13 protein-coding genes are annotated in these 12272 nt (G+C 61.3%); 8 read left to right on the forward strand and 5 right to left on the reverse strand.

Annotated features, from left to right (window positions below):
- The first annotated feature begins 230 nt into the window (after positions 1 to 230).
- From F758_RS0129950 to F758_RS0129965, 4 genes are all read left to right on the forward strand, one after another.
- Positions 231 to 1283, forward strand: coding sequence for a hypothetical protein (locus tag F758_RS0129950; protein ID WP_024511355.1), 1053 nt, complete (start codon positions 231 to 233; stop codon positions 1281 to 1283).
- A 56-nt stretch (positions 1284 to 1339) separates the two neighbouring features.
- On the forward strand, positions 1340 to 2017 hold the full coding sequence (locus tag F758_RS0129955) for a methyltransferase family protein (RefSeq protein ID WP_024511356.1): 678 nt from the start codon (positions 1340 to 1342) through the stop codon (positions 2015 to 2017).
- Between the two features lie 220 nt (positions 2018 to 2237).
- Complete coding sequence (locus F758_RS0129960) at positions 2238 to 2663, forward strand: hypothetical protein (RefSeq protein ID WP_024511357.1); 426 nt, start codon at positions 2238 to 2240, stop codon at positions 2661 to 2663.
- A 90-nt stretch (positions 2664 to 2753) separates the two neighbouring features.
- Positions 2754 to 3095 carry a phasin gene (locus tag F758_RS0129965; protein ID WP_024511358.1) on the forward strand — a complete coding sequence of 114 codons (342 nt, stop codon included), beginning with the start codon at positions 2754 to 2756 and terminating at the stop codon, positions 3093 to 3095.
- A 54-nt stretch (positions 3096 to 3149) separates the two neighbouring features.
- On the opposite strand, the gene F758_RS0129970 is transcribed toward F758_RS0129965, so the two are convergent.
- The 3 genes from F758_RS0129970 to F758_RS0129980 form a co-directional block, all read right to left on the reverse strand.
- Positions 3150 to 3410, reverse strand: a complete 261-nt coding sequence (locus tag F758_RS0129970; RefSeq protein ID WP_051387070.1) for a c-type cytochrome — start codon at positions 3408 to 3410, stop codon at positions 3150 to 3152.
- A 217-nt stretch (positions 3411 to 3627) separates the two neighbouring features.
- The gene (locus tag F758_RS49910) at positions 3628 to 3777 is read right to left on the reverse strand and encodes a hypothetical protein (RefSeq protein ID WP_157450203.1); all 150 of its coding nucleotides are present in this window, start codon (positions 3775 to 3777) and stop codon (positions 3628 to 3630) included.
- A gap of 157 nt (positions 3778 to 3934) precedes the next feature.
- Entirely contained in the window at positions 3935 to 4765 is an 831-nt protein-coding gene (locus tag F758_RS0129980) for an alpha/beta hydrolase (RefSeq protein WP_024511361.1), read from the reverse strand.
- Between the two features lie 566 nt (positions 4766 to 5331).
- Here F758_RS0129980 and F758_RS0129985 point away from each other — a divergent pair.
- A complete protein-coding gene (locus F758_RS0129985) occupies positions 5332 to 6501 on the forward strand; it encodes an OpgC domain-containing protein (protein WP_084305735.1) in 1170 nt (389 codons plus the stop codon).
- Positions 6502 to 6532: 31 nt separating this feature from the next.
- Here F758_RS0129985 and F758_RS0129990 read toward each other — a convergent pair whose 3' ends face one another.
- Complete coding sequence (locus F758_RS0129990) at positions 6533 to 6790, reverse strand: hypothetical protein (protein ID WP_024511363.1); 258 nt, start codon at positions 6788 to 6790, stop codon at positions 6533 to 6535.
- A gap of 261 nt (positions 6791 to 7051) precedes the next feature.
- On the opposite strand from F758_RS0129990, the gene rocF reads away from it, so the two are divergent.
- Complete coding sequence (gene rocF, locus F758_RS0129995; protein WP_024511364.1) at positions 7052 to 8029, forward strand: arginase; 978 nt, start codon at positions 7052 to 7054, stop codon at positions 8027 to 8029.
- A 4-nt stretch (positions 8030 to 8033) separates the two neighbouring features.
- Here the strand turns inward: rocF and F758_RS0130000 are convergent, their stop codons facing one another.
- Positions 8034 to 9578 carry an FAD-dependent monooxygenase gene (locus F758_RS0130000; RefSeq protein WP_024511365.1) on the reverse strand — a complete coding sequence of 515 codons (1545 nt, stop codon included), beginning with the start codon at positions 9576 to 9578 and terminating at the stop codon, positions 8034 to 8036.
- Positions 9579 to 9922: 344 nt separating this feature from the next.
- Between F758_RS0130000 and soxC the strand changes: the two genes are divergently transcribed.
- Complete coding sequence (soxC, locus tag F758_RS0130005; RefSeq protein WP_024511366.1) at positions 9923 to 11209, forward strand: sulfite dehydrogenase; 1287 nt, start codon at positions 9923 to 9925, stop codon at positions 11207 to 11209.
- On the forward strand, positions 11202 to 11765 hold the full coding sequence (locus F758_RS0130010; protein WP_024511367.1) for a c-type cytochrome: 564 nt from the start codon (positions 11202 to 11204) through the stop codon (positions 11763 to 11765). Before soxC ends, F758_RS0130010 begins: the two co-directional genes overlap by 8 nt.
- The last annotated feature ends 507 nt before the right edge of the window (positions 11766 to 12272 follow it).

Here is a 12272-nt window from a genome sequence, read left to right on the forward strand (position 1 = left end):
TGTCCCATACCTGACGGGCCGGATCGAATTGCGTGCACCGGGCGAAAGAATGTCGGAGGCGGGGAGAGTTGCGGGCAATGTAGCCGCCGCCACAATTTCGACGCAACGCCGGACCGTCCGCTCCCCAAAACATTCGCATAGCTGCTCCAAATGCCCCTTAGCCAAACGGCAGGCGGGTTCGCGGTTTTCGACCCTCTTTTCACGACCGCGAATGCGTCGTGGAGCGTCACATGCGTATCGCAGCCCTCGCAGCTATCCTGTTAACCCTGACCCAGTCGGTATCTGCCGCGGTCGCGCCGAACATCGATCCGCGCGCTTCGCTCAGCGTGGTCCAGCAATGGATCTACAACTATCGCGCCAAGCCGGATTACGCCCATGTGCCGGCGGCGGTACGCGTGCTGTTTCATTCGCAGACCTTCAGGGAGCCGGAGAACGCCGGCATCTATCTTGGCTTCATTGCAGGCGCGATCGGATCGAATCCGGCCAAGGCCGAACAGCTTGTCAACAGCTTCTTCCCTGTGCCGCCCGAGGACGAATGGGTGATCGTCCGCGCCATCGCTTATTCGGGATTACCGGACTGGCGCAATCTCCTGCGCAAGGTCGAGCCGAAGATGCCGGGGCGGCGCGTGATGATCGACGCTTATCTGTCGGCCAAGTTGCCGACGCTGTCCGAGATCCCGCTCGAAGAGAAGAAGCCCGGCGCGCTCGACAAGCTGCGCGCCGTCTTCACCAAAAATCCCTTCAAGAAGGAAGAAAAGAAGATCGACATGACGCTCAGCTATGCCGGCAATCAGGATTTGCTGGACACGCTATGGGGCTATTATTTTGCGACCGGCTCGCATCTGCCGATCCTGCGCATCATGCAGATGCTGCCCTGGTCCAAGAGCCGCGACACCGTCGACAAGCTGACCGTCGGCAGCATGGCGCGGTATACATTGGCAAGCTATGCGGTTCGCGACGCAGAGCTGCGCGAGTTTCTGCGCAGCGAATTGCCCAACCAGCCGGCGCCGATCAAGGAACCGCTCGCCGAAGTCATCGAAGCGGCCGATACCGTGCAACTCGCGGCCGTGCGCAAGGACGCGCTCGCAGCCGTGGAAGAGCTCAAGACCAAGGGATCGGATGCGCGGCGCAACGTCAATTTCTGGGGTCAGGTCGGCGTCGGCGCGGTGGCGCTCGGCTGCGTGTCGGCAGCAGCGTTGGGTGCTGTCGCGGTCGGCATTCCCTGCGTGATTGGCGGTTCCGCTTCGCAGGGACTGTTGTCATTCTGGGAAAAGCAGCAGTGATGCCGGCGCAGGTCTACTAGGAGCAGCAACCGCCCTTCACGTGTTATTATGGTGGTATGGCTTCACTGCACAAGAGAGCGTTGGCCGGGCTTGCGATCCTCTTCCTGGTAATGGCCTTCCTGCTCTTCGGAGCTGCGGGCACGCTGCGTTACTGGCAAGGATGGGCCTTCCTGGCCTGCTATTTCGCGGCGTCAATCGCGATCACCTTCTATCTGGTATGGAAGGATCCGGCGCTCTTGGCGCGGCGGATGCGTGGAGGGCCTTTTGCCGAAGAGGAGCCGGCACAGAGGGTCATCATGTCTCTTGCCTCGCTCGGATTCATTGCTCTGATCGTTTTGCCAGGGCTCGATCATCGTTTGGGGTGGTCCCACGTGCCGCCTGCCGCGGTTGTCGCCGGCAACTTGCTCGTTCTGCTCGGCTGGCTCGGCATTTTCGTCGTGTTCAGGGAAAACAGCTTTAGCTCCGCAAGAATCGAACTTGCCGCCGACCAGCGGGTGATATCGACGGGTCCATACGCGTGGGTTCGGCATCCGATGTATGCGATGGCCTTGCTCATGCTGCTCGGCATGCCGATCGCGCTCGGTTCGTGGTGGGGCGTTCTCATCGTTGTTGCGATTGTGCCGGCGCTGGTGTGGCGGCTCATCGACGAGGAGCGATTTCTGGCTCGAAATCTGCCGGGCTACTCAGAGTATCGGGACAGGGTCCGTTACCGCCTGCTGCCCGGGATCTGGTAAGACCCGAAAAAAGTGCAGCGGCGAAGCATCGCGCGGATCATTCGCAATATCCGGGCGCATGCCAGCGCGCGTGTGGTGAAGGCCTTGCAGCCTCCAGCCTGCCGTGGAAATCGTTCCTTGCCCCAATTCCGATGATCAGCGAAGCTTTTGGGGCAAGCGCCGGCCCGAACCGCTATAACTTGGGTATTGCGCGAAGCTGTGAGGGCCGATGAAATGGGGCATGGGTGGCCGTAGCCGAGTTCGCATCTTTGGCAATCGTATCCGGGGCGCGCGGATCGGCTTGCAACGCGCGCGTGAGCGGGCTGCACAGGCGGCGCGCGAGGCGGATGCCGCCGAATGCCTGCTCTGGTCGGCGCAGATGGAAGGGTTTGGCGGACCGGCGCAGCCTTCTCCGACCATCGGGCAATGCCTTAACGCCGGCTACCGCTGGTTGGAGGTAATGTGCCATCGCTGCGAAACTCGTGCCAGTCTGCCGCTGGACACCATCCGCCGCCCGCCGGATACGCCGATCTGGAAATTGGAAGCCGCGCTCAAGTGCCGATCCTGCCGGACGGCGCATTATGCCCCGCGGGTCCACATGATCAGGCTGACGAAAGAACAGAAGATCGCCCCTTATCCCTGGGTTCATCCCGATGATGACCGCTAGCTTGAGTTGGCCGCCCAGGTGTGGGCTCGATGTGGAGATGAATTCCTGGACCAACGTGATACGGATTACTCGAAGATTGGAGGAGCGACCATGGCTGAATCAAAATTGGAAGTACCTGCCGAATTGCGTGAATTGGCCGAGAAGACAATCGACCAGGCGGAAAGAGCCTTCGAGCTGTTTTTCGACGCGGCGAGCAAATCGATATCCTCGATCCCCGGCGCGGGCACCGAGGTTTCCAAGCAGGCCCTGTCCTTCACCGAACAGAACATGAAGTCCGCGTTCGACCATGCAAGAAAGCTCATCTACGCGACCGACCTTCAGGAAGCTATGCGCATTCAGTCGGAATTCTTGCGGACCCAGTTCACCAATGCGGGCGAGCACATGCGCGAGATCACGGGCAAGGTCATGTCCGCAGGCAAAGGAAAATCATAGGCCGCTCCGTCTGCCGCTCGCGCGCCGGCGGCGACTGCACTTGACGTTGCCGATCTACTTGCGCAGCGAGCCGATATAGGCGGCAATATCCGCCGCCTCGGTCCGGCTCAGTGGGAAGTTCGGCATCTTGGGATGGGGATCGAGCAGGAAGAAGGCGACCTTCTCCGGCGTGAAATCCGTTTTGGCTGCGATTTCGGTAAAGGAAAGTACGTCAGCGTTGGCTTGCTTCTGAGCGCCTTCCACGAGGTGACAGGTGGCGCACCAGCGCCTTGCGAGATCGGCGCCGTGGTCGGCATCGGCCGCGATCGCCGGCATGGCGCCGATTCCTGCAGCTGCAATGATCAAGATCCGGATGTTTGCCAAACCTGCTCGCACTCCTTGCTCCCTGTCGCCTGCGCAGACCTTAAGACTTCGTTGGCCGAACCGATTGATCCGCATCAGCACGACAAGCGGCTGGGGCGCACGAGAGCTTCGACTGGCACGACGAAGGACTGGCCGTGGAACGGTGACCACGACCCGGCCGGCTGATGGATCATCCGCAGCATGAACCCGGAAAATGCGTGAGGTCGACCACGGCCGCGATCGATTTCAGCAGCTTCAGGGAGCGGCGCCAGATCCGACGCATAGCCAATCGATGAGCCAATATTGCATCAGCCGGCAGGTTCTCGACGGCGAGCGCCATTTATTTCTCCTTGTCGCCTGGCATCTTGGCGTGTCGGGCTGCGACACCTGGACGCCGATCCCTGTCTGCGTGCGTCGAAAGACCGGACTTTGCGCACCATCGCGCATAGCCACCCGACGCGCCTTGATCTGTCTCAAGTGAATGAAGGCGCGTCAGTTCAATAGTCGCCCGGATTGGCGATCATCGGCTCGGCGACGTTGACGGCGGTCAACTCGCTGGACGCAGTTTCGCTGAGAAACTTGTCGAGCGAAGCCTGGATCTTCCCCTTCACGGAATCTGGCCCGCGATCGCTCAGGTCCGTGTGCAGCGCACCGGTGTTGATGATGTCGATCTTGTCCGCCTCGGCTTGCGCCGGCGTCGGCAGCACGCCGGGGTCGGTCTTGAAGTGCGGGTCCTTGGAGCGGAACGAAAGGATCTTTAGCTTGTTGCTGAGCACGAACGGCACTCGCAAATTATCGAGCGTGATCACCTTGGAGACCAGCTCGGGATGCTGCTTGGCGACGTACATCGAAACGTCACCCCCATTTGAGTGCCCCACCAATGTCAGGTGGGCATAGTCGGCGTTCGGCTGCAACTTCTGCAGTTCGCCAAGCACGAACAGGATGTTGGCCTCGCAGCGCAGGTAGACTCCGCGGCGGCCGACATAGGGCAGGCCGACCTTGGTCATCAGCGGCGGATCGCTCGGGAGGTCTTGCTGGATGCTGGCGACCAGATAGCCTCGGGCTGCAAAGACGTTGGCCAGGAAGGAGTACTCGGTGTTCTTGACGGTGTTGCCGTTGCTCACGACCGCGACCGGCAGCTTCCACAAGCCGTTGTCCGCCTTCATCTCGTAATCACGGCGCACCGCGAGGTCGACCGAAACGGGTCGTTGCCGCGTCGGATCGAACAGGTTCAAGGTCTCGTGCTTGATCGCCCACTTGCTGACAGCCACATACTCGCCGCCGGCGAGCAGGCAAAGGCAAGCCAGGCTGGCAATCGCCCTCTTCATCGTTTTTCCACCCCAATCACATTTGATTCAAGACATGGTGAGGGAACGCATATAAAGCCGCGATCGGCAGGGACGTCGAATATTAAATTTCCGCAACCGTTCGGAGCTTTGGAGGGGCGGATGGAACCCGCGCCCGGCAGGGAAGGGAACCCGCAACATCAACAGCAACGCTTTTGAAGGGCCTCCGCCAGCAGATGGATGCGACGGGCCGGGTCCTTGATCGCGTCCACCGGTTCGATTCGCTACTTGCCGTTCTGCTGCATCGCTTCTGGTGGCGTCGCCGACGAGATCGCCGCAGGTCCTGGTCATCTCGGGTCCGGCCCGAGCATACATGCTGACATCGCGCACCTCTTCATACCGAACCTTCCGAACGCGAAGATAAGAAGCTGCGGTCATCATCCGCGCCAGCGAGCCGGCATCCCCACGGCTTTTGCATGATGCCGGTCAAGGCCAGACCCCACAAATAGCCCAAAATCGCACTTCCGAATTGGAGGATTTGAGGTGCCGCCGATGCAGACAATCGCCGCCGAATCTGCAAAAGAATACCTGCGCTAACGCTCTGACCGATGGGGCTCATCGAGGTCGTGACCGATCGCCCGCAGTCACCAAGAAAATTCCCTGTCGTTCGTTACGATCATGATCACCGTGACCTGCGGCTGGATGCCTGTCGCGGGCTGGCGCTGTGGTTCATTTTCATCGACCACATTCCGGACAATGCGCTGAGTTGGCTGACGCTGCGAAACTACGGCTTCAGCGACGCCAGCGAAGTGTTCGTCTTCGTATCGGGCTATACCTGCATGCTCGCTTATGGCGGCGCGTTCTGCGAGCAGGGCTGGCGCACCATTGCGGTGCGGGCGCTGCGGCGCGCCTGGGAGATCTATGCCGCCTTCCTGCTTCTCGTGCTGTTCTACGTCGCCCTGGTGTGGATAATCGGTAATGGCCAACGCTTTGTCGACGATACCAACACGGGGTTCTTTTTTCGGCAGCCCGGTCCGGCCATCGCGCACACCATCGGCCTGCAATTCGCGCCTGTCGATACCGACATCCTGCTGACTTTCGTCATTCTGCACGCGATTTTTCCGGGGCTATTTTGGATCCTGATACATGGTCCGCGCCTTACGCTCGCGCTTTCGCTTCTGCTTTACCTGATGGTGCAGATGTTCGATTGGCATGTGCCGGCGTGGCCGAGCGGAGAGATTTATTTCAATCCGCTCGCGTGGCAGTTCCTGTTCGTCATCGGCGCCTGGTACTCCTTCGAGAATGCGGCACATCTGCGCCCGATCATCCGGTCGCGGACAGTGTTCCTGCTCGCCGTCGCCTATCTTGCCTGCAGCCTGATCGTGGCCTTGAGCTGGCAGTTCAAGTCGCTGGAATGGTTCATCCCCGAGCAAGTCGCGAAGCTGATCTACCCGATCGACAAGAGCCATTTGGCGCCGCTCCGGCTTTTGCATTTCTTGTCGCTTGCTCTTGTTGTCTCGCGCCTGACGCCGCCGGAGTGGCATGGCCTGATCAGGCCGCTGATGATCGCCATGATCCGCTGCGGCGAAAACTCGTTGTCGATCTATGGTCTCGGTGTTTTGCTGGCCTTTATCGCCCGCGTAATCCTGGTGGACGTCTCGTCGACGTTTGCAATGCAGCTTGCCGTAAGCCTCGCCGGGATTGCGATTATGATCGTTGCGGCCACAGTGTTGACTTGGGAGTCCAGGATCGACCGGCGGGGGCCCAAGCTGTTTTGAGGCCTTCGTTCAGCACCGACTTGCAGGGCATTCAATGCCGGCGCGCCAGCATGGCGCCCAGCAGAAACGCGGCGAACAGGCTGGTCAATGGAGCCTCGCGGGTGGCCTGGCGAAGCGCCGGAATCACTCGCCCCGATTGCGCGTCCGAAAGCGTCACGCGCAGCCGCTCGACCGCAGCTTTCAACCCGGCGGTGGCCTCACCGATCGAGCGGGATACGTCGGTTGCAGCATCCATGGCGCGTTCGGCCATACCTGGTTGCTGCGCCGGATGCGACGTCTCGATATCCACTTGCTTGCATCCTCGCAAATGTGGTCGAGAGGCAGCCGACCTTTGGCTATCCGCGCGAGCGCTTGCTTTGAACAGCGGGTCCAACGACCTTTGGCTATCCGCGATGGGCGCCGTGGTGAACGGCGGATCGGCGGCCTCCCTGTAGCAAATGCGGATCGTCCAGATTTGTTCCCACAATGACGGGATGGCGAACAGACCGATGGAATCTCTGTTACCGTGAGCCGCTACAATATCCCGCCGCCTGATTGCAAAGGATAAGCCGTGACCGACGCGACTAAATCGGAACCGACGCAACGCATCGCATTGTTAGGGGCGCCTATCGACATGGGCGCCTCCCAGCGCGGCACATTGATGGGCCCGGCTGCGCTCCGTACGGCCGGCTTGTCGACCCTACTGGAGACCCTCGGATTCGATGTAACCGACTACGGTGATCTGTCGGTCTTCGGCATGGCCGATTTGGCCGACCCGCCACCGGAAAAGGCCAGGCACTACCGCGACATTCAGCGCTGGACGCGGCTGCTCAGCATGCGTGGCTACGAGATCGCCCAAACGGGAGCAATCCCGATCTTTCTCGGCGGCGATCATTCGCTGTCGATGGGCTCGGTGAATGCGATGGCGCGTTATTGGCGGGACGCGGGCCGGGCCATGTTCGTGCTCTGGCTGGATGCCCATGCGGATTACAACACGCCTGCCACGACGATCACGGCCAACATGCACGGAATGGCGGCTGCTTTCCTGTGTGGCGAAGAGGGGCTCGACGGGCTCCTTGGCGACGAGGTGCGTGCCTCGATCGATCCGGATCGCCTGGAGCTATTCGGCACGCGCTCGATCGACAAACTGGAAAAGGACTTGATGCGCGATCGCCGCGTCTCCGTCGCCGACATGCGCCAGATCGACGAATTCGGGGTAGGGGTGCTCATCCGCCGCGTCATCGACAAGGTGCGTGCCGCCGATGGCGTGCTGCATGTCAGCTTCGATGTCGATTTTCTCGATCCGGCCGTCGCACCCGGCGTCGGTACCACGGTGCCGGGAGGGGCGACCTACCGTGAGGCGCACCTGATCATGGAAATGCTGCACGATTCCGGACTGGTCCGATCGGTCGACATCGTTGAGCTCAATCCGTTCCTCGACGAGCGTGGCCGCACCGCACGCACTGCGGTCGAACTGATCGGCAGCCTGTTCGGCCAGCAGATCACCGATCGGCCGACACCGAGCAACGCGATCGCGCAGGACAGTTAGGCGATCACGCTGCCCGGTTCGACAACGATCCGGGTTGGATGCGCTGGTCGACAAAGTAGCGATCGAGCGCGGCCGCGGTTGCCTGCGGATCGGCCAACGCCACGTAGCTGTCGGGCCTGACGAGGTACAGCGCATCGCGCGCGAGGCCAGCCGCCTGATATTCTTCCCGCCAGTTGAACACGTGAAGTGGCAGGCCTTGCGTACTGCACCGCGCGGAGAGCTGGTTGCCCACCGAGCCATAGACGTGAACCTGCCACTCCATCCGTGCAAGTGGCTTGAAGTTGTCGAGGCCATCGTACGCCACCCAAGGCAAGCGATCGCCGCCATGTACGTGGCCGGCGACACCGCGGCTCAAGGGGCCCTCGCGGTAATTAAGCATGACTTGGGACACGGTGCGGAACAGAAATTCGCGCACGACTTCGAAATTGACCGCAAGCGGAAATACCACGGGGGCGATGCGCGTGCGCAAAATGTCGGCGACGCGGCCCTCAGCGGTGGCAAAGCTGAACACGCGATCGGTGGTCGCAACCAGCCGCCGCGCAAAGCCGATGCGCTCAAGTTCGTAGCTGTCGAGCAGCGTGTCAGGTGCCCGGCCGCGGAGCACGGCCGCCAATTTCCAGGCCAGATTGATCGCGTCGCCGATGCCGGTGTTCATGCCTTGACCGCCGGCCGGGCTGTGGATGTGCGCGGCATCGCCGACCAGGAAGGCGCGTCCCTTTCTGAAATGCTCCGTGACCCGGTGATGCACGTGGTAGGTCGAGAACCAGTTGACCTTGTCTACATGCACCTTGAGATGCGTAATGGCGCGGCCGCTGATGTCCTCGAATTTCAGGCTTTCCGCGCGTTCGGCGCGTTCGTCGCGTACCGTGCCGATCAGCCGCGCGCGGCCCCGTCCGGCCAGCGGAAAGACTGCAAGAAAATCGGCCTCGTCGAGATCAACATGCAGTTCGCCGTTCGCAGCCGGGCCCGAGGCCTCGACATCGGCGACATAGAAGACTTGCCGATAGGTGCCGCCCGGGAAGCCGGTCCCCAGACTCTCGCGCACCAGCGAGCGCGCGCCGTCGCAGCCGGCAATATAGCTTGCCTCGCAATCCTGTTCTTGGCCGTCGCTCCCACGCAGTCGGGCGATGACGCCGCTGTCAGCTTCGGTGAAGCGCAAGAGTTCGGTACGCCGCTCGACTGTGACGCCGAAATCCACGAGCCGCTCGATCAGGAGCCGCTCGTGCTGGTCCTGCGGAAAGATGTGCAGGAACGGGTAGGGCGTGAGCCCCGCGCCGACATTCTCGAACGGCAGACGAGCTGCCGCTTCGCCCTTCACCCACAGATTGACCGCGGGCACCTTGTGGCCGCGCGCAATCACCGCATCGGCGAGGTCGAGTTGCTGGTATAGCTCGAGCGTGCGCGCCTGGACCGCGAGCGCGCGGGAGGTGGTCCCCGGTTCGGCCGTCTTGTCGATGATGCGGAGCTTGACGCCGAGCTTGGCGAGCCACAGGGCTAGCACCAGGCCCGTGGGGCCGGCGCCGACGATCAGAACTTCGGTTTGCGCCATCTCTGCCTCCTTGATTTTGCTGGCGAACGCAGCCGTTTTCATCGCGGTCCGCCAACCATCGCCCAAGCATGGGGATTGCATCGACTGGCCGTCAATTCGACGGTTGAGCTTGCGTTCCGGACGACGCTTTTAGTTCCTGGATCTCGCACTTACTCGGAATCGGCGTTCTGTTCGCACCTGCGGCAAGTGCCGGTGCCATGCGATCACCAGAGGGAACTCTCGTGGCTCGATCACTATGTGGAATGGCCTTCGTCAAAATCGTGCTGTTTGGAGAAGTTTATGCGTGATTTGCCAATTGCCGATTGCATATGCTTGATTCAGCCGTTTCGCATGGAGAGCGCCGCATGACCGAACCGACCGATGCCGACAACGATCTCGCCCAGACATCGCGCCGTCGTTTTCTGCATGGAGGCGTTGCGATCGGAGGGACGGCGCTAGCAGGCGGGCTTGTCGGCCGCGGTGATGCATTGGCTGCCGAAGGCGACAATCTACCGCCCAATGTGCCGGAATGGATGAGGGTGCCCGGCGATCCCATGGGAAGCCAGCCCTACGGGACGCCATCGCCATTCGAAAAGAATGTGGTGAAGAACATCTCGAAAAACCTGCCGCAATATCTGTCGGCTTCGGGCCGCACGCCGCTGCAGGATCTTGACGGCATCATCACCCCGAATGGGCTGTTCTACGAGCGCCACCACGGCGGCGTTCCCACCATCGATCCCGCGCAGCATCGTTTGATGCTGCACGGTCTCGTCGATCGCCCCATGGTTTTCACCATGGATGACATCAGGCGCTTCCCGTCGCAGTCGCGCATCCATTTCCTCGAATGCTCCGGCAATCCCGTGTACAAGAAGCCCTATGGCAAGACCGCATCCGACCTTGTCGGCTTGTTGAGCTGCGCGGAATGGACCGGCGTCAGCTTAAAACTCGTGCTGCAGGAAGCGGGATTGCAGCCGGGCGCGAAATGGGTCGTTGCGGAAGGCGCCGATGCGGCCGCACTGACGCGCAGCATTCCGATCGAGAAATGCCTCGACGATGCCATGCTGGTGTACAGCCAGAATGGCGAGCGGTTGCGCCCGCAGCAAGGCTATCCACTGCGGCTGCTGCTGCCAGGTTTCGAAGGCAATATGAATGTGAAGTGGTTGCGGCGCCTGCACGTCACGGCGGAGCCGGCCTATTCGCGCGAGGAGACGTCGAAATACACCGATCTGATGCCGGACGGCTCGGCGCGTGAATTCACCTTCTACATGGAGGCGAAATCCATCATCACACGCCCGTCCGGCGGCCAGCGGCTTGCGGCCAAGGGATTCCACGAGATCACCGGCATCGCGTGGAGCGGCCATGGCAAGATCAGGCAGGTCGATGTCTCGGTCGATGGCGGCGAGAACTGGCAGCAAGCGCAACTGCAGGAGCCGATCCTGACGCGAGCGCTCACGCGCTTTCGCCTACCCTGGCACTGGGACGGCTCGCCTGCCGTGATTCAGAGCCGCGCCATCGACGAAACGGGCTATGTGCAGCCGACTTTGGCCGAGCTGCTTGCTGTCCGGGGCGACAACTCTTTCTACCATAACAACGCGATCTGGCCTTGGCATGTCGCTGCAGACGGCGAGGTGACCAATGCTGCCAATGCGTAGGGTTCGCTTCACGTCGCTCCTGACACTCATGCTGGCGTGCGCGGCGCGCGCGGAGGCACAAGATCACTACGGGATCGGCCGCACGGCGACGCCCGCGGAAATTGCCGGTTGGAACATCGACATCGGAGCGCACGATGGCAGCGGCCTGCCGCCGGGCAGGGGCAGCGTGAGCCATGGACGCGAGGTGTTCGAGCAGCAATGTGCGGCCTGCCACGGCGACAAGGGCCAGGGCGGTGTCGGCGACAGGCTCGTCGGCGGCCAGGGGACGCTCGGCACGCCCAATCCGGTGCGCACCGTCGGCAGCTACTGGCCCTACGCGCCGACCCTGTTCGACTATATCCGCCGCGCCATGCCCCAGAACGCGCCCCAATCGCTGAGCAATGACGACGTCTATGCGGTTTCCGCCTATATCCTCAATCTCAACGGTCTGCTGCCGGCCGATGCGACGCTCGACGCCAAGACGTTGGCCGCGATCAAAATGCCGAACCACGACCACTTCGTTGGGGATCCCAGGCCCGACGTAAAAAATCCCGACTGCACGAGCAATTGCAAATGATGAGCGCCACTCGTCTAGAAGTTTAAGTCCCGCCAGAGCATCTCGCGCAGGTCTTTAACGCCGACCTGCTTAGGAAGCCGCACTCGGCAATGCCGAGCAGCAGGAAGCGGCCCGCTCACATCTTTTTCTTGCCGGATGTGACGAATTTCACATCTCGGCAGTAAGTCCAAGGAGTATCTTGCCGGAGAGTGAGGCATCCGGTGTGTTGGCTTATGCGGGCCGACGCCAAGATCATTTCGATGGAGATTTGAGATGGAGCTTGCTCGGCATGTCCATTGAATAGTGCCAAACGTGACGTTCGCAGCCACGATCTAGCGATTTTGCTCGGCTATTCGGCCGCAGCCATTCTGTTTTGACTGCAATTTATCACTTCGCAGGCTCGTCCGGAACGATGTCGGCCGATTTCGCCTCAATGGTCGCATTTCCATAAGACGCGTCGTTCTAACGAATCGAACAAAGCGAAACCGATTACGGTTGCGGGGCCCATCGCCGCTAATGGTGAGACCT

The sequence above is a fragment of the Bradyrhizobium sp. ARR65 genome (assembly GCF_000472385.1).
GTDB lineage: Bacteria > Pseudomonadota > Alphaproteobacteria > Rhizobiales > Xanthobacteraceae > Bradyrhizobium.